Annotated in this window: 12 protein-coding genes; 3 read left to right on the forward strand and 9 right to left on the reverse strand. The window is 58.5% G+C overall.

Annotated features, from left to right (window positions below):
- Window positions 1–386: 386 nt before the first annotated feature.
- Window positions 387–2333, forward strand: coding sequence for a M23 family metallopeptidase (locus ACQZ5F_RS23900; RefSeq protein WP_046802090.1), 1947 nt, complete (start codon window positions 387–389; stop codon window positions 2331–2333).
- A 68-nt stretch (window positions 2334–2401) separates the two neighbouring features.
- On the opposite strand, the gene clpB is transcribed toward ACQZ5F_RS23900, so the two are convergent.
- The 6 genes from clpB to ACQZ5F_RS23930 all read right to left on the reverse strand — a co-directional run bounded on the left by clpB (window position 2402) and on the right by ACQZ5F_RS23930 (window position 12314).
- Complete coding sequence (gene clpB, locus ACQZ5F_RS23905; protein ID WP_046802091.1) at window positions 2402–5026, reverse strand: ATP-dependent chaperone ClpB; 2625 nt, start codon at window positions 5024–5026, stop codon at window positions 2402–2404.
- Between the two features lie 403 nt (window positions 5027–5429).
- A complete protein-coding gene (locus ACQZ5F_RS23910; RefSeq protein WP_225338094.1) occupies window positions 5430–6224 on the reverse strand; it encodes a DUF4167 domain-containing protein in 795 nt (264 codons plus the stop codon).
- A gap of 394 nt (window positions 6225–6618) precedes the next feature.
- A complete protein-coding gene (prmC, locus tag ACQZ5F_RS23915) occupies window positions 6619–7425 on the reverse strand; it encodes a peptide chain release factor N(5)-glutamine methyltransferase (protein WP_432704555.1) in 807 nt (268 codons plus the stop codon).
- 56 nt (window positions 7426–7481) lie between these two features.
- Window positions 7482–8564 (reverse strand): peptide chain release factor 1, encoded by a 1083-nt coding sequence (gene prfA / locus ACQZ5F_RS23920; RefSeq protein ID WP_046802094.1) that lies wholly within the window; start codon window positions 8562–8564, stop codon window positions 7482–7484.
- 28 nt (window positions 8565–8592) lie between these two features.
- Window positions 8593–10860 carry a phosphoenolpyruvate--protein phosphotransferase gene (gene ptsP / locus ACQZ5F_RS23925; protein WP_046802095.1) on the reverse strand — a complete coding sequence of 756 codons (2268 nt, stop codon included), beginning with the start codon at window positions 10858–10860 and terminating at the stop codon, window positions 8593–8595.
- A 176-nt stretch (window positions 10861–11036) separates the two neighbouring features.
- Window positions 11037–12314: an aspartate kinase gene (locus tag ACQZ5F_RS23930; protein ID WP_046802096.1), complete on the reverse strand. Its 1278-nt coding sequence runs from the start codon at window positions 12312–12314 to the stop codon at window positions 11037–11039.
- A 390-nt stretch (window positions 12315–12704) separates the two neighbouring features.
- On the opposite strand from ACQZ5F_RS23930, the gene ACQZ5F_RS23935 reads away from it, so the two are divergent.
- The gene (locus tag ACQZ5F_RS23935) at window positions 12705–14552 is read left to right on the forward strand and encodes a DEAD/DEAH box helicase (RefSeq protein WP_225338096.1); all 1848 of its coding nucleotides are present in this window, start codon (window positions 12705–12707) and stop codon (window positions 14550–14552) included.
- Between the two features lie 104 nt (window positions 14553–14656).
- On the opposite strand, the gene ACQZ5F_RS23940 is transcribed toward ACQZ5F_RS23935, so the two are convergent.
- On the reverse strand, window positions 14657–15106 hold the full coding sequence (locus ACQZ5F_RS23940) for a hypothetical protein (RefSeq protein ID WP_225338097.1): 450 nt from the start codon (window positions 15104–15106) through the stop codon (window positions 14657–14659).
- Window positions 15107–15211: 105 nt separating this feature from the next.
- On the opposite strand from ACQZ5F_RS23940, the gene ACQZ5F_RS23945 reads away from it, so the two are divergent.
- On the forward strand, window positions 15212–15853 hold the full coding sequence (locus tag ACQZ5F_RS23945; RefSeq protein ID WP_137087468.1) for a TetR/AcrR family transcriptional regulator: 642 nt from the start codon (window positions 15212–15214) through the stop codon (window positions 15851–15853).
- A 63-nt stretch (window positions 15854–15916) separates the two neighbouring features.
- Here the strand turns inward: ACQZ5F_RS23945 and ACQZ5F_RS23950 are convergent, their stop codons facing one another.
- Both ACQZ5F_RS23950 and nspC read right to left on the reverse strand, forming a co-directional pair.
- Window positions 15917–17155, reverse strand: coding sequence for a saccharopine dehydrogenase family protein (locus ACQZ5F_RS23950; protein WP_225338098.1), 1239 nt, complete (start codon window positions 17153–17155; stop codon window positions 15917–15919).
- Window positions 17156–17214: 59 nt separating this feature from the next.
- On the reverse strand, window positions 17215–18312 hold the full coding sequence (gene nspC / locus ACQZ5F_RS23955) for a carboxynorspermidine decarboxylase (protein WP_225338099.1): 1098 nt from the start codon (window positions 18310–18312) through the stop codon (window positions 17215–17217).
- Window positions 18313–18538 lie beyond the last annotated feature (226 nt).

Consider the following 18538-nt stretch of genomic DNA (forward strand, 5'->3'; position numbering starts at 1 on the left):
CAGTGAGCGGACTTATAAGAGATCACCCTCAAACAAGTCAACAGCTCAAATCACGAAAAATAAGAAAATCTATCAAGATATTGATTTTAAAATGTAATTTCAATTTTCTGCAATTCTCCGACGCAAAGGGCGCCGAAGCGCTGCCGGTTTTGCACAGGAGAACAAGGCCCGCGACATCAAGTCGAGCCCCGCGCCTTCTTTTGGCCCGGTTCCTCGCTAATTGCTTTGCCAACGAAGCGTTAATGCGGGCATGCGTGCGCGTGTCCTTATGTAGGCTGTTGCGACATATCTTTCGGTGCGTCGATCAATTTGACTCATGGCTTTGAAAGTTGCACACCTTCGCCTGAAGTTTCTGGAGAGCGCATGACCGACGGGGCACAGCTGGTATGACTGCGGATCGCAATGTGATCCGGTCGCTAGGCACGGAACCGCCAATTCTGGCGGAAGGGCGCCGTGCACCCGATCGTCGCGAGATTTCGCTCAGATGGCTTTCCGGCACATTCCTGACCGGCATCACCTCTTCCATATTGATGGGTGTGGCTCTGTTTGCGGCCCTCGATGGCCGCCAGCAGCTCGCCATTCCCGCCGAGGCCTTTGCCAAGGCGGACATGGGTAACAATGCGACGGAAGCGGCGCGCCGCGGCACGCGTCTTATCGCCCCGAATATCGCGGCGCGACCATCCGACCGGTCGATCATGGAAGTCTCGACCGTCATCAATGAAGGCGACAAGGAAGTGGTCCGCAAGGTTCCCTTCTCTCACGTCAAAATTCCGCTGGCAGCGAATTACGCCAAACAGGATGATTATCCTGCCTTCGATCCCCTGAACATTTTTGCGAGCAACGACGACAAGGACGCCGCCGCGCCGGCGCCGAGCCGCACGGGAACGATCTACGGCTCCGAGGTTGAATCCGAAGTCAGCCTGAAGACCGTAGCCTTTCCGGTCCAGCACTCCAAATACGCGTTTGCCGGCTCCTTGAGCTTCGACGAGGTGGAGGAAGCGGTACGCTCGAATGGCTCGATCCTGACGGATGGCAACGAGCAAGTTGCCGCACTTTATTACATCGACCCGCGCCGCTTTGATAATGACGAAGGCGATGTCGATATCACGGCCGGTCTTGCGGCCCGTGTCGTTGAACAGAATATGTCGGTATCAACCCCACAATCGGCCTCAGTGCCGGTCAAGGAATATGCCGACGACGTGATCCCTGCCCGCCAGACCGAGACCATCGAGGCCGCTTTGTTCGGCGCGGGTTACTCCAAGGCACAATCATCGGAAATCGCAGGGCTACTGTCACCGCAACTCCAGTCGAACAATGTCGAAAGCGGTGATGTGCTGCGTGTCGGCATCATTCAGGAAGACGAAAAAAGCGACATCGTGCGCGTCAGCCTTTATCGCAAGGGTCGCCACATGGTCACCATGGCCGTCGATGACCGCAAAAACTTCATCAAGGCCAGCGAACCGCCGAAACTCGACGCGGTAGCGAGCGCCTTCGACAGCACGCCGGCGCCTGCAGCCGGCCGCGACCTGCCGAGCGTCTATGACGGTGTCTACCGCGCGGCTCTCGCTTATGGCATGAACCAGAGCATGGTTTCCCAGCTTATCAAGCTGCTGGCCAGCAGTGTCGATTTTCAGGCGCAGCTCAAACCGGCGGATACGCTGGAAGCATTCTTCTCCGTGGAAGATGCCGATGGCAAGGCCACCGACAAGTCGGAACTGCTCTATGTCAACGCCAAGTTCGGCGACAACGAGACGCGGTTTTACCGGTTCCAGAACCCTGATGACAACAGCATCGATTATTTCGACGAGAACGGCAAAAGCATCCGGCAGTTCCTGTTGCGCAACCCGGTTCCGAACGGCCGCATGACATCCGGTTTCGGCATGCGCCGCCACCCGGTTCTGAAATTCAGCCGCATGCATACCGGAACCGACTGGGCCGCCGCCCGCGGCACGCCGATCATCGCAACCGGCAACGGCACTGTCGAGAAGGCCGGATGGGCCTCCGGTTACGGCAACCAGACCCTGCTTCGCCATGCCAACGGCTATGTCTCTTCCTATAATCACCAGAGCGCCATCGCCAAGGGCGTCACCGAGGGCTCCAAGGTCCGGCAGGGTCAGGTCATCGGTTATGTGGGATCGACCGGCCTTTCGACCGGCGCCCACCTGCATTACGAACTGATCGTCAACGGCACGAAAGTGGACGCGATGAAAGTGCGCCTGCCGGGCGGCAAATCGCTTGCCGGCGATGCGCTTGCACGGTTCTCCGACGAGAGAAAGCGCATCGACAATCTTCTCAACATCGAGGACAAGCCAAATCAGGTGGCGAGCCGGTAATCCGCCGGCATTTTGCACCCCGAAAAGCAGACCAAATGAAAAGGGCTCCGTTTCCGGAGCCCTTTCTTTTATGCCGCATCGGCAGTTTCGGTTTCGGCCTCGCCCTTCGGAGGCTTGACCTTGAACAGCAGCCGGTCCGTGCCGGACGTCACCTTGACCCGCGAACCATCGGGGATTTCCCCGCCGAGGATCATTTCGGCAAGCCTGTCCTGAACCGACTTCTGGATCACCCGCTTCAGCGGACGTGCGCCGTAAGCGGGATCGTAGCCCTTGTTGGCGAGCCAGCTGCGGGCATCCTCATCCAGTTCGAGCGAGATCTTGCGATCACCCAGCAGCGAGACGAGCCGCTTCAACTGAATTTCCACGATCGCGCCCATTTCATCACGCCGCAGGCGGTGGAACAGGATGATATCGTCGATACGGTTGAGGAACTCCGGCCGGAAATGCGACCGGACCCGCTCCATCACCAGTTCACGAACCGAATCCACATCGTCATTGTCACCCATCTGCGTCATGAATTCCGAACCGAGGTTCGAGGTCATGATGATGATGGTGTTCTTGAAATCGACGGTGCGGCCCTGGCCATCCGTCAGGCGGCCATCATCCAGCACCTGCAACAGGACGTTGAAGACGTCCGGATGCGCTTTCTCGATCTCGTCGAACAGGACGACCTGGTAGGGCCGGCGACGAACCGCTTCAGTCAAAGCGCCCCCCTCTTCGTAACCGACATAACCGGGAGGCGCGCCGATGAGTCGGGCAACGGAGTGTTTCTCCATATATTCCGACATATCGAGCCGAACCATCGCGGTTTCGTCGTCGAACAGGAACCGGGCGAGCGACTTCGTCAGCTCGGTCTTGCCCACACCCGTCGGGCCGAGGAAAATGAACGAGCCGATCGGGCGGTTCGGATCCTGAAGGCCGGCGCGTGAACGGCGAACCGCCTTGGAAACCGCCTGAACGGCTTCACCCTGCCCGACAACGGACTTGGCAAGCTCGTCTTCCATGCGCAGCAGCTTTTCGCGTTGACCTTCCAGCATTTTATCGACCGGAATGCCGGTCCAGCGGGAAACGACATGGGCAATATTGTCCGGTGTCACCACCTCCTGAACCATCGAGCCGGCACCGCTGCTGTCGCGGGCTTCCGCCGCAGCCAGTTCCTTTTCAAGGCCCGGAATAATGCCATAGGTCAACTCGCCGGCGCGCTGGAACTGGCCGTTGCGCTGGGCAATCGCCAGTTCGTTGCGGGCTTCGTCCAGCCGCTTTTTCAGATCGGCGGCATGGCCGAGCTTCTGTTTTTCCGCCTGCCAGCGGGCCGTCAGCGCATCCGCCTTTTCTTCCGTATCGGCCAGCTCATCTTCGAGCTTTTTCAGGCGATCGACGGAGGACTGGTCCGTCTCCTGCTTCAAAGCTTCGCGCTCGATCTTGAGCTGGATGATACGACGATCCAGTTCGTCCAGCTCTTCCGGCTTGGAATCCACCTGCATGCGAAGACGCGAAGCGGCCTCGTCCATCAGGTCGATTGCCTTGTCGGGCAGGAACCGGTCGGTGATGTAGCGGTTGGAAAGCGTCGCAGCCGCAACAAGGGCCGAATCCGAGATTCGAACCTTGTGATGCTGTTCGTATTTTTCCTTAAGACCGCGCAGGATCGAGATCGTATCCTCAACGGTCGGCTCGTCCACCAGCACGGGCTGGAAACGGCGGGCAAGAGCCGGGTCCTTTTCCACATGCTTGCGATATTCATCGAGCGTGGTGGCGCCAACGCAGTGAAGTTCACCGCGGGCAAGCGCGGGCTTCAGGAGGTTGGAGGCATCCATCGCACCATCAGCCTTGCCGGCACCGACCAGCGTATGCATCTCATCGATAAACAGGATGATGCCGCCATTTTCAGCCTGCACTTCATTGAGTACGGCCTTCAGACGCTCTTCGAATTCACCGCGATATTTCGCACCTGCGATCAGCGCGCCCATATCGAGCGCCATCAGCTTCTTGTCCTTGAGGCTTTCCGGCACGTCACCATTGACGATGCGCAGCGCAAGCCCTTCGGCAATCGCCGTTTTACCGACGCCCGGTTCACCGATCAGCACGGGGTTGTTCTTGGTGCGGCGCGAAAGGACCTGAATGGTACGGCGGATTTCGTCGTCACGGCCGATTACCGGGTCAAGCTTGCCCTCACGGGCTTCTTCCGTCAGATCGCGCGCGTATTTCTTCAAGGCGTCAAAACCCTGTTCGGCATTGGCACTATCAGCCGTGCGGCCCTTGCGGATGTCGTTGATGACCTGGTTGAGAGCCTGCGCCGTTGCCCCTGCCTTCTTCAGCGAAGCCGAAGTGGAAGCAGAGCTTTCAATCGCCAACGCCTGCAAAAGGCGCTCGACGGTAACGAAGCTGTCGCCTGCCTTCTTTGCGAGATCTTCTGCAGTCGAAAACACTTTGGCAAGCGGCGCGGTCAGCGAAAGGCCGCCATTGCCACCGGAAACCTTGGGCAATTTCGCCAACGCGGCATCATTGGCAAGACGCGCTTCTTTCGCGTCGCCACCAGCACGCTCGATCAGCGATGCCGCCATGCCCTGCTCGTCATCGAGCAAAACCTTGAGAACATGTTCCGCAGAAAACTGCTGATGATTTTCCGCAAGCGCAAACGTCTGTGCCGACTGCAGAAAACCGCGAACGCGTTCGGAGTATTTTTCAATATTCATAGTCGAACCTCCATTGACCGGCCCGCCCGCTTTCGGCACGGCTCCGGGTGTTAGGGTTGAGGCTCCCTCAAAAGGCAAGCCCCGCTACGACAGCCGTGTTTAAAGGATTTCACGATCGCCGCCTCTCGAAGGTCGGTTGCCGGCGAATGCGGCTTGCGTCCTTCCTGCACGAATATGGGAGGCATTTTCATCGGTTTAAAGGGGCGAAAAACCGCCATCCGGGAAATTTTCACCTGTTTTGACAGACATCAGCTTGCCGGCGCGCACTCACCTTTTTTGCCAGCCGACGGCTCCCCCCATGTAAGCCCTAAAAACAAAAAACTCCGGCAAGCCGGAGTTTTTCAATCGCGTGTCTGGCAGCGTGCCTGGCCGCGTGTTTGCGCGGTCTGCTTGAAACCCCTGCTTATTCAGCAGCGTTTTCAAGGGTGGCCGGTGTTGCGTCTTCACCGGCGGGCGCGTCTTCACCTTCAGCACCTTCCGCCGCTGCGGCACGGCGCGGACGACGCGGGCGCGGGGTCGTGGCACGACGGGTCTTTGGCGCACGTTCGGTCGCGGGTGCTTCCGCCTGCTGCTGCTCTTCCTCGACGGCCACTTCCATGGGCGTACCTTCGATGACGGGCTGCGGCGCCTGGCTGGCGTCGTAAACCGGCGGCTGCTGTTCGGCCGAGACCTGCGGCTGGCGCGGCTGACGTTCCTGCCGTTCACGGCGGTCCGGACGTTCGCGACGTTCCTGGCGTGGCTCGCTCCGCTCGGTGCGCTCCTGCTGCTGGACGCGCTCTACCTGTTCGGAATGCTGCTGCGATGCAACGACGCCATCGTCGCCATCGTTTCCATCCATATCGTCGGCATCCGCGTCGGCGGCATTGTATTCACCGCGATCATCGCGCTGGAAACGTTCCTGCATCTGGGCCTGAGCCGTGGCAATGATGCGGTTGTAATGCTCGGCGTGCTGCAGATAGTTTTCCGCAATCACACGGTCGCCAGAACTCTGCGCGTCCCGGGCAAGGGCAGCGTATTTTTCCGCTATGTGCTGGGCTGTACCGCGAATCTTAACATCGGGGCCGGAACTGTCATAAGTCCTGGTGAGCGGATTGCCGCCCTTGCGGTTGAAGTTGTTATTACCGCCACCATTGTTATTGTTGTTATTATTGTTGCTTCCACGCCCCCGGCCGCGCTTGTTTTGCTGTCCTGGCCTCATCAATTGCTCACCTGAATTCTGTTTTGCTGACAATCTGGTTATTTTCATGCAATTCCGGACGGAAAACCGCTGGAAATTTTTCCTGAAATTGTTCCGTCACGCGTCCTGCCGAAGATAACCCCGGACAAGACCTCGCGTGTGACGACCGGTCGCGCAAATGCTGCACCGAGCCGCCTGCGAACAAAGTTTACTGATTCACATGCCGGAAACGCCCAGCCTTTCAGGGCTCTCAAAAGAACCCGCTTCGGGACTGACCCATACCCTGACGAATCTGCGTTCGTCCTCAGCCACCCTGCATGTGGCCGCAAACTATCCCGCTTCCCGCGGAAATCCAAGCCTTTTCTTTTGCTGTGCAAAATATCTCTGCAAAAATCCGCCGCCATATCGCGAAGAACTATCTCCGGAAGATCAAAACTCTGTCGTTGCCGCCATAATCCTTCACGGCGTCCACAAGAGAGAAACCGTTAGAAGCAAATATCGTGGAAACATCAAGCCTTTGATCGAAACCGATCTCCACACCAACGATCCCGTTTTCCACAAGAAAGCGGCCTGCGTCGGCAGCAATAAGGCGGTACGGTGCAAGGCCGTCCTGACCTCCGTCCAGCGCCGCCATCGGATCATGATGACGAACCTCTCGGTCCAGCGTTGTAACGATATCGCTTCTTATATAAGGCGGATTCGACACAATTATGTCAAAGCTGCCGGAGATTTTTTCGAACCAATCGCTCTGCCTGATCTCAAACCGCGTTTCGAGCCCGTTTCTGGACGCGTTTTTCGCAGCAGTCTCCAACGCGCCAGCGGAAATATCGCTGCCGATACCCGTCGCGTCAGGGCATTCTTTCAAAAGCGCCAGACAGATCGCACCCGTGCCCGTGCCCAGATCCAGAATGCGGGCGCTACCCTTTTGGGAAACCGCCTCCCTTAACGCCGGCAACAGCGTATCAACGAGAATCTCCGTATCCGGACGGGGTTCGAGTGTCTCCTTCGACAACAGAAGATCGAGGCTGTGAAACTCCCGGTGACCGAGGATGCGATGCACCGGTTCTCCCCCGGCCCGCCTTTCGATCATGGCGGCGATGCGGGCCTGCTCTTCCCGCGTAATGGGCCGGTCCGGCTTCATCACGAAATCGGTCAGTGAAAAGGCAATAACCTCACCGATCAGCAGGCGCGCGTCGAGAAGCGGATCGGCAACACCGGCCATCTGCAGCCGTTTGCGGGCGGCGGCGAGTTCGGCCGAAACGGTCCCCTCAGCGCCGCTCAAAGCTGCTGTTCGCCAAGCAGTGCCAGCTGGCCGGCCTGATAGTCGGCAATCAACGCATCCACAAGCTCATCGATTTCACCTTCGATCATTCTGTCGAGTTTATAGAGGGTGAGGTTGATGCGGTGATCGGTGACACGCCCCTGCGGAAAATTATAGGTGCGGATGCGCTCGGACCGGTCACCCGAACCGACCTGGCTCTTGCGATCAGCCGAACGCTCGCTATCCACCTTCTGGCGCTCGATGTCGTAAAGGCGCGAGCGCAGAACCTGCATGGCCTTCGCACGGTTCTGGTGCTGGGATTTCTCCGAACTCGTGACGATCAGTCCCGTGGGAAGATGGGTGATGCGAACAGCGGAGTCGGTGGTATTGACGTGCTGGCCACCTGCGCCCGAGGCCCGCATCGTATCGATGCGAATGTCTTCCGGGCGGATTTCGACGTCGATATCCTCCGCTTCCGGCAGCACCGCGACGGTGGCGGCAGAGGTGTGAATGCGGCCGCTCGCTTCCGTTTCCGGCACCCGTTGCACGCGATGCACACCGGATTCGAATTTCAGCTTGGAGAACACCCCTCGCCCGCTGATCGTGGCGATGATTTCTTTGTAACCGCCAGCTTCGCCTTCGCTGGCGGAAAGGACTTCGACTTTCCAGCCCTTGGTCGATGCAAAGCGCTCATACATGCGAAACAGATCACCGGCGAAAAGCGCCGCCTCGGAGCCGCCCGTGCCGGCACGGATTTCAAGGATCGCGCTTTTTTCATCCGCCGCATCCTTGGGAAGCAGCAGGACCTGCATATCCTTCTCAAGCTCACCGATGCGGGCCTCGACCTCCGGCAGTTCCATTTCCGCTAGATCCCGCATGTCCCTGTCGGTCGTCTTGTCGGCGAGCAGCGCCTCGAGATCGGCAGCCTCGGCAATCGCCTTTTCGTAGTCGCGAATCTTGTTCACGACCGGCTGAAGCTCGGAATATTCCGAAGCCAGCTTCACATAGACATCCGCCGCCGGGCCAGCCGACATCCGCGCTTCGATCTCTCCGAAACGCCTTTCCAACTCGCGCATTTTTTCGACGGGAAGCTTCGCCACCAGTCACTCCGATAATGAAATAAGTCTTTTAAATGGGAATGGAATGCGCAGCGGCAAAGCGTAACAACACCTCGCGCCCGCTTTCCAGCGAATTATGATCGTCGAGCGCAGCATTCAGCTCGTCGGCAAGTCGCGCTGCGTCCAGCCCGAGCAACATGGCCTTGACCGGGCCGATTGCCGTCGGCGACATGGAAATCGACCGGAAACCCAGACCGATCAGCGCCATGGCGGTCAGCGGCTTGCCCGCCATCTCGCCGCACAGCGTGACCGATGTGTGGTGCCTTTCACCCGCGCGCACGATATCGCGCAGAATGCGCAGGAACGGCTTGCCAAGATTGTCGAAACGATCCGAAACCCTTGCATTGCCACGGTCGACCGCCATGGAGAACTGGAAGAGGTCGTTGGAACCGACGGAAACGAAATCCACCTCCTGCATCAGCTCATCGAGCTGCCACATCAAGGATGGCACTTCCAGCATCGCTCCGAATTGCAGCTTTTTCGGCAGCGCATGGCTGAATTTCGAAAGATGCTGCACTTCCTTCTGGAGAAGATCGCGTGCCGCCCGGATTTCGGAAACCTCGGTCACCATCGGCAACATCATGCGCAGCTCCGCACCCGAAGCGGCGCGCAGCAGCGCGCGCATCTGCGTGCGCATCAGGCCCGGACGGTCGAGCGACAGGCGGATCGCCCGCCAGCCGAGTGCCGGATTTTCCTCTTCCTGGCCGCGCATATAAGAAACGACCTTGTCGCCGCCGATATCCAGCGTGCGGAAGGTGACGCTCTTTCCCTTGGCCTGGCGCAGAACGGAGCGGTAGAAAGCCTCCTGCTCCTCACCCTTCGGCATGTTGGAGGCGATCATGAATTGCAGCTCGGTGCGGAACAGGCCAATGCCGTCGGCGCCGGATTCTTCCAGCTGCGGCAGGTCCACCAGCAGGCCGGCATTCATCTTCAGATTGACCTTCTGGCCATCCTTGGTGATCGGCTCGACATTGCGCAGCGCACGGAATTGCTCCTGCCGCTTGGCGCGCAGACGCACTTTTTCCTCGTAGGCACGCTGCAGGTCCGACATCGGGCGCAGATGCACCTGGCCGTCATCACCATCGATGATGATCGGATCGTTGTTTTCCGCCAGCGCGACAATGCCCGCCGCCTGGCCGATGATCGGAATACCCATGGCACGCGCCACGATAACAACGTGGCTCGTCACCGCGCCGTCTTCGAGCACCAGACCACGCAGTTTCTCACGCGGGTAATCCAGCAATTCGGCAGCGCCCATGGCACGTGCCAGAACGATGGCGTCGAGCGGGAAATCCTGCTCCGGTCCGCGCCCGCCAAAACCGATCAGCTGACGCAGCAGCCGGTTGGCAAGATCATCGAAATCATGCATGCGCTCGCGCAGATAAGGATCGGTCAGGCGCATCATGCGCGCCTTGGTGTCGCTCTGCACCTTCTCCACCGCCGCTTCCGCCGTCAGGCCGTTGCGGATCGCCTCTTCCATGCGCCGCACCCAGCCCTGATCGTGGGCGAACATACGGTAAGTTTCCAGAACTTCGCGGTGCTCACCTTCGGTCGGCACGTCGCGGCGCTGCAACATGTCATCGATCGACAGGCGCAACGAGCCGATGGCATCGGCAAGCCGGCGGATTTCCGTATCCGCGTCCTCGTTCAGCAGGTTGGTGACGACAATGCGGGGATCGTGCAGCACGACGTGGCCAAGACCGATGCCTTCACCGTAACCATCGCCATCGATGGAAACAGCACGCGTCAGGTCCAGCTCCACACCCGGGCGGGTGATCTTTTTCAACTCGCCGCTCGCCACTATTTCAGCGATAAGCATCGCGGTTGTCTCAAGCGCTTCAACTTCATCCTCCCGGTATGTTCGGCTGGCCTTGTTCTGGACCACAAGAACGCCAAGAGTGCGACCGGAGCGCAAAATCGGCACGCCGAGGAAGGAATGATAAATTTCCTCACCGGTTTCAGGAAGATAGCGGAAAGCGGGATGCGCCTGCGCATCGGAAAGATTGAGCGGTTGAGCGGAAGCGGCAATGGTGCCGACAAGACCTTGCCCCATTTTCAGCTGGGCAAGATGCACGGCGTCCTTGTTGAGACCTTCCGTGGCATATAGTTCCAGCACGCTGTCGGAACGCAGCACGTAGACGGAGCAAACCTCTGCCACCATGTTGCTGGCAATCTGACGGACGATCTGGTCCAGACGATCCTGCGGTTCAAGGTGCTCCGCCATCATTTCGCGCAGCCGCTTGAGCAGGACGCGCGGACCTGCGGAAAGGTCTCTCATCGCGTTTGCTCCCCGACGCTTCCGATCCGAATGTCATAATATTCGAGAATCAAAACGTCATTTAAAAAATTTATAGCGCCAGAAGCGCGTCCCGCAAGGGACACGCTTTCAAGAAACGCCACATCGGAAGAACGCAACTCCGAAGAATCGGAGCATCGGGAACCGATGTCTCGGATTTAGCTCTTATCGAGACCGTAGGCCGAATGCAAAGTGCGAACGGCAAGTTCGGCATAGGCGCCGTCGATCAGGATCGAAATCTTGATCTCTGACGTGGTGATGGCCTTGATGTTGATGTTCTTCTCGGCAAGTGCCTTGAAGGCGCTGGCGGCAACGCCGGCGTGGCTGCGCATGCCGATACCGATGACGGACACCTTGGCAAGACCCGTCTCGTTCTGCGCAACATCGAAGCCGATCTGGGCCTTGTTGTCGTCGAGAACCTTGAGAGCCTTGGCAACGTCACCCGAGGGAACGGTGAAGGTCATGTCGGTGCGCGAGCCATCTTCGGAGATGTTCTGCACGATCATGTCGACATTGATATGCGCTTCGGCGAGCGGACCGAAGATCGCGGCGGAAACGCCCGGACGGTCGGCCACGCGGCGCAGCGAAATCTGTGCTTCATCCTTGGCATAGGCGATGCCGGTTACGACTTCCTGTTCCACGATTTCATCCTCGTCACAAATCAAAGTACCGGGCGGGTTGATGAGGTCGCCCATGCCCGGCGCATCGGGATCCTCGAAACTGGAGCGAACGAAGGTGCGCACCTTGTGTACCATGGCAAGCTCCACGGAGCGAACCTGAAGAACCTTTGCGCCGAGAGACGCCATTTCGAGCATTTCCTCGAAGGCGATCTTTTTCATGCGGCGAGCCTTGGGCTCGATGCGCGGATCGGTCGTGTAGACACCGTCGACATCGGTATAGATGTCGCAACGATCCGCCTTGACGGCGGCGGCAATGGCCACAGCCGACGTGTCAGAGCCGCCGCGACCAAGCGTCGCGATGCGATTATCCGGGCCGATGCCCTGGAAACCGGCAACGACGGCAACCTGTCCCTCACCCATGCGCTTGACGATATCCGAACCGTCAATCTCGAGAATACGGGCGGCGCCATGCGCATTATCGGTACGGATCGGGATCTGCCAGCCCTGCCAGGAGCGTGCATTGATACCCATGGACTGCAGGGTGATCGCCAGAAGACCTGATGTGACCTGCTCGCCGGACGCGACAACCGCGTCATATTCGCGCGCATCATAGAAGGAGGCGGCGTTGGTGCCGGTCACCTTTGCGGCGTTCTGCACCCAGTCCACCAATTCGTTGGTTTTTCCCGACATGGCGGAAACGACCACGGCCACTTCATGGCCGGCATCCACTTCGCGTTTCACATGCCGTGCGACATTGTGAATGCGTTCGAGGTTCGCGACGGACGTGCCGCCGAATTTCATGACAATGCGAGCCATAGCCTTGACCAGTACATCCCTTTTTTCCGCCAGCCGGTTTTCACCCGGTGTGGACAAGAACAAACCCAGTCGGCCCTTCCTGACAAAGAGCCTCAAGTTGCGGGTCTCTTAGCGAAAAGGCGGGGGGCACGCAATGCCGTTTATGAACCATGCGGTACGCCTTTTGAATGGCCTTTGCGAAGGACGATGGCGGGCTGGAACAAAAGGCGGGAGAAAGTACCCGTAAAAGAGCGTACCGCAGTGCACTGTACAAACCGGCTTATTCGCAGTATGAGCGCGGGCAATGTAACCGGCCAGATGGCCGAAATGGCCTGTATCGGCTGCCCCGGAGACTTTAGGACCTATTGGTTTCGGGCGGATGCGGGCAGCTTCATATCCGAAAGACGGTAGATGACAGACACCCAGGGTATCGCCCCGGCGATCGCGCAGGCGTTGGAAAAACGCGGCTACAACGACTTGACCCCCGTGCAGAAGGCCATGCTTGCGCCTGATCTCGCCGACAAGGACGCGCTGGTTTCCGCGCAGACCGGTTCCGGCAAGACGGTTGCCTTCGGCATCGCGCTCGCAACCACGCTGCTGTCGGAAAATACCCGCTTCGGTCAGGCTTCCGCGCCGCTCGCTCTTGCTATTGCACCAACCCGCGAACTGGCCATGCAGGTCAAGCGCGAGCTGGAGTGGCTTTATGAGTTCGCCGGCGTGTCGATCGCATCCTGTGTCGGCGGCATGGATATCCGCAATGAGCGCCGTGCGCTGGAACGCGGCGCCCATATCGTCGTCGGTACGCCCGGCCGTCTCTGCGACCATATCAAGCGTGGCGCACTCGATCTGTCGTCGCTGCGCGCCGTGGTGCTGGACGAAGCCGACGAGATGCTCGATCTCGGCTTCCGTGAGGATCTGGAATTCATTCTGGAAGAATCGCCCGACACCCGCCGCACGCTGATGTTCTCGGCCACCGTGCCGCGCAGCATCGCCAAGCTGGCCGAAAGCTACCAGAAGAATGCCGTGCGCATCGCCACCGCTTCCGAACAGAAGCAGCATGTGGATATCGAATATCGCGCGCTTCTGGTGTCGCCGTCTGATCGCGAGAACGCCATCATCAACGCGCTGCGCTTTTACGAAGCCCGCAACGCCATCGTCTTCTGCTCCACCCGCGCCGCCGTCAATCATTTGACGGCCCGGTTGAACAATCGCGGCTTTTCGGTCGTGGCCCTCTCCGGCGAACTGACGCAGAACGAGCGTACGCACGCGCTGCAGGCCATGCGTGACGGCCGCGCCCGCGTTTGCGTGGCGACCGACGTTGCTGCCCGCGGCATCGACCTGCCTGGCCTGGAACTCGTCATCCATGCCGACCTGCCGACCAATTCCGAAACGCTTCTGCACCGTTCCGGCCGTACTGGCCGTGCCGGGCAGAAGGGCGTCAGCGCCATCATTGTGCCCGTGAGCCAGCGCCGCAAGGCCGAACGCCTTCTCGAAGGCGCCAAGGTCAGCCCCGCATGGGTTCGCCCGCCCTCCGTCGAAGAGATCGTCGAGCGCGACGGCGCACGGCTTCTGGCCGACCCGACACTCAGCGAAGCCGTGGCTGAGGAAGAACGCGATTTCGTCAACCAGCTGCTGGAACAGCACGGCGCGGAAAAAGTCGCCGCCGCCTTCGTGCGTCTCTATCACGCCGGGCGCTCGGCACCGGAAGACATTTTCGAGGTCGCGCTGGATAACAGCCGCAAGCCGCGCCGTGACAGTTTCGAGACGGTCGAAAACAACGCACCGCGCCGCGAGCGCTCCGACTTCTCCGACAGCGCGTGGTTCTCGCTTTCCGTTGGCCGCAAACAGAGTGCCGAACCGCGCTGGCTCATCCCGATGCTGTGCCGTTTCGGCAAGATCACCCGTCAGGATATCGGCGCCATCCGCATGCAGCAGACGGAGACCTTTGTGGAGCTGGCGGCCGATGCCGTTGACCGCTTCACCTCTGCCATCGGCAAGGACATGATGCTGGAGAAGGGCATCCGCCTGAAGGCGCTGGAAGGCAAGCCGGAAATGACCGGCAGTGCCCGTGAAGACACAAGGCCGGCAAAGGCCCAGCGGAAGTTCACCAAATCGGACAATGCAAGCGCGCCGCGCGATGACCGCAAGGCTGAAGACAAGCCCTGGAAAAAGAAAAAGCCCTTCGGCGACAAGCCGAAATTCGAAGGTAAAAAAGACAAGCCGTTCGAGAAGCGTGGACCGAAGCCTACGAAGGGCTGATCGCGCACCCGGCTCTCAGGCTGCTTAAGACAAAGGTCCCGTTTTGCGCGGGACCTTTTTTATTGCGTCAACCCAGGGGATGAGTGTCACTGCCGTCCTTGAGGTCAATCCTTCGTCGTCACTTCGACAAGGGCCGTGACCGGCTTGCCGTCGACCAGAACGGGCTGATGGTGATCGTTCGCCAGCAGAATGCCAATGACGTGCCGGCCGGTGGGGCTGGCGCAGTGGCCGAAGCGGGCCTTGATGAGATCACCACCGAAGTCGCTGTTCATGCTGTTATAGGCGCGGCCGGGAATGTTGCATGTATCACCCGACGGGTCGATTTTCATGTGCACATGGCCGCAACGGTCGTTCTCTCCACATTGCCCGGCAGGAAGCAGCTTGAAGTTGCTTGTGACGACGACGCCAATGGCGCGCTCCGGATCATTCCCCAATTCAATGACATCGCCGGCCTTCGGCCACACGATCTCAAGCTTAGGGCTTTCCCCGGCAAAGGCGGCACCGATCGGAAAAAATGCGAATGCGAGACTGATTTTTAAAAACGAATGCAACATTGAAATCTCCATACTTCAATGTAATCGATGTTTACATTTAATCTCGTCTCGAGGCAAGGAAAATACACGGTGCTTACATCGCGGTTTGATGCTAACCGAAAGCGTATGGAAAAAAGCCAGGATAAGACGACGCGGCGCGACAAGCCCTACCACCACGGGAACCTTGTCGATGAACTTGTCGCGGCAACGATCACGATCATTGAGGAACGGGGCGCCGAGAACGTCTCCGTTCGTGAAGCGGCCAAGCGCGCCGGCGTCTCACCGGGGGCACCGTTCCGGCATTTCCGCTCAAAAACGGCCCTGATGACCGCTGTCGCGGAGCAGGCGATGAACCGGCTGACCGAATCCGTCGAAACAGCAAGAGCAGAGGCTGATGGTGGCGATCCTCTCGCCGTCTTCGAAGCCATTGGCCACGGTTATCTGCGCTGGGCGCTGGCCAATCCGACGCATTTCGCGGTCATAAGCTCGCGAACGCTGATCGACTTTAATTCGTCCGATATTTTACGTGAGCAGAATGACGCGATAAGGCGCCTGATGATCAGCCTGCTGACACAGGCACGTGGAAGCGGCCAGCTTGCCCCCGGCCTTGATCTGGACCAGCTCGTGCTGGGCGCTCGCGCTCTGGTCTATGGCCTTGCCCGCATGGCGATCGATGGGCATTTTCCGGAATGGCATGTTGCCGAGCCGCCTTCGGAGGCGATGCATCAAACGATGCATCTGTTTATAAGGCAGCTCACCAAAGACTGAAGCCGTTAAAAAAGCCCCGCTTTCGCGGGGCTCAATTATCTCGACAGATCAAAACGCCATCACTCAGAAGGTGAGCGCGCGATCGCCGTTTTCATCCTTGATGCGGTTCGGCAGACCAATCTTGTTCAGAATGCTCAGGAACGGCTTCGGCGGCAGTTCTTCCACATTGGCCATCTGCTTCACATCCCATTCGCCGGTCGCAATCAGCATGGCAGCGGCGACCGGGGGAACGCCGGCTGTGTAGGAAATGCCCTGCGAACCAACTTCTTCATAGGCGTCCTTATGGTCGGCCACGTTGTAGATGAAGACTTCGCGTTCCTTGCCGTCCTTGATGCCCTTGACGATATCGCCGATGCAGGTCTTGCCGACATAGTCAGGCGCCAGCGAAGACGGATCGGGCAGCACGGCCTTGACCACCTTGAGCGGCACGACTTCGAGGCCTTCAGCTGTCTTGACCGGCTTTTCGGACAGGAGGCCAAGGTTCTTCAGCACCGTGAAAACGTTGATGTAGTGATCGCCGAAGCCCATCCAGAAGCGCACATCGGCGCCATCCATATTTTTGGACAGCGAATGCACTTCGTCATGGCCGGTCATGTAGGCCTTCTGCTTGCCGACAACCGGCAAATCGAATTCCTGGCCGACTTCGAACATCTGGTTCGTCTGCCACTCACCCTTCTGCCAGGAATAGACAACGCCGGTGAACTCGCGGAAGTTGATTTCCGGATCGAAATTGGTCGAGAACCAGCGGCCATGGCTACCGGCATTGATATCGACGATATCGACCGAAGTGACCTTGTCGAAATATTCATCCTTGGCAAGGCGCGCATAGGCATTGACCACCCCGGGATCGAAACCGACGCCGAGAATGGCGGTGACGCCCTTTTCCTTGCACTCAGCCGCGCGCTTCCACTCGTAGTTTCCGTACCACGGCGGCGCCTCGCAAATCTTGGTCGGATCCTCATGGATCGCTGTATCCATATAGGCAACACCTGCGTCCATGCAGGCACGAAGAACGGACATGTTGACGAAAGACGAACCGACGTTGATGACGATTTCCACGCCGGTCTGTTTGATCAAGGCTTTCGTCGCCTCGATATCCATAGCGTCAAGCGCATGGGCCTCAAGTTTCACATCTGTCTTGAGGCTCTTCTTTTCGCGTACGGACTCGACAATCTTGCGGCACTTTTCCAAAGTCCGTGACGCAATATGAATGTCTCCCAATACATCGCTGTTCTGGGCGCATTTATGCGCCACGACCTGTGCTACGCCACCGGCGCCGATGATCAGAACGTTCTTCTTCATTTCAGGTGATGCCTCCTTTTCCCCGCAGGGATGAGCTTCGTTGGATGTTGAAACAGGGTTTAAGACAGGCTTTGCTCGAAATCGGCAAAGTCGAATTCACGAACGGCGCGCACGGTGCCGTCCAGTTCCTTGATGGCGATCGCCGGCATCTTCACGCCGTTGAACCAGTTCTTCTTGACCATGGTATAACCGGCCGCATCCTGGAAGGAGATGCGGTCGCCGACCTTCAGCTCCTTGTCGAAGCGGAAATCGCCGAAAATATCGCCCGCCAGGCACGACTTGCCGCAGACCATATAGGGATGTTCACCCTCGTTCGGCGCAACCTTGGCGGTTTCGCGGTAGATCAGCAGATCAAGCATATGCGCTTCGATGGAGCTGTCGACGATGGCGAGGTTCTTGCCGTTGAACAGCGTGTCGAGAACCGTCACCTCAAGTGTAGTGCTTTTGGTAATCGAAGCTTCACCGGGCTCCAGATAGACCTGCACGCCATATTTTTCCGAGAACGCCCTGAGGCGGTCGCAGAATTGGTCGAGCGGATAGTTGTCACCGGTGAAATGAATGCCGCCGCCAAGGCTGACCCATTCGGCACGTGACAACAGCGATCCGAATTTCTCTTCGATCTGCGTCAACATCCGGTCAAACAGCGAAAAATCGCCGTTTTCGCAATTGTTGTGGATCATGAAACCGGAAATACGGTCCATGACCTTGTCGACCTTGGCGACGTCCCATTCGCCGAGACGGCTGAACGGGCGCGCGGGGTCGGCAAGATCGAAACTGGAAGAGCTGACCTGCGGATTGAGACGCAGGCCACGCGTGATGCCGGCGGCCTTGTCGGCGAAACGCTCCAGCTGACCGATCGAATTGAAGATGATCTTGTCGGCATTCGCAATCACCTCATCGATTTCGTAATCGGCATAGGCGACGGAATAGGCGTGGGTTTCGCCACCGAATTTCTCACGGCCGAGACGCACCTCATAAAGCGAAGACGAGGTGGTGCCATTCATATATTGCGACATGAAATCGAACACCGACCATGTGGCGAAGCACTTCAACGCCAGGAGCGCCTTGGCGCCGGATTTTTCCCGCACATAAGCAATCTTCTCCATGTTGCGAAGAAGTTTTGTCTTGTCGATGAGGTAATAAGGCGTTTGAAGCATGTCGTTTCACATATTGATTGAAGTCAAGGTACGTCTCGATGATGGGCCTTATATGATGCTTGTGACAGGAAAACAAATGTCCGGCACCGAATTCCCAGAAAATTGCCCCCAACCGGAAATGCCTGCGAAGAAAACACGTCACGTTGCGGAACCAAGCCTGCATCGGCGCGTTTGAATGGCGGACAGGCAGGTTTTTCAGTCTCCGGAACGGAGGTTCTCGAGCGAC

It is taken from the genome of Agrobacterium sp. 22-210-1, from assembly GCF_053522525.1.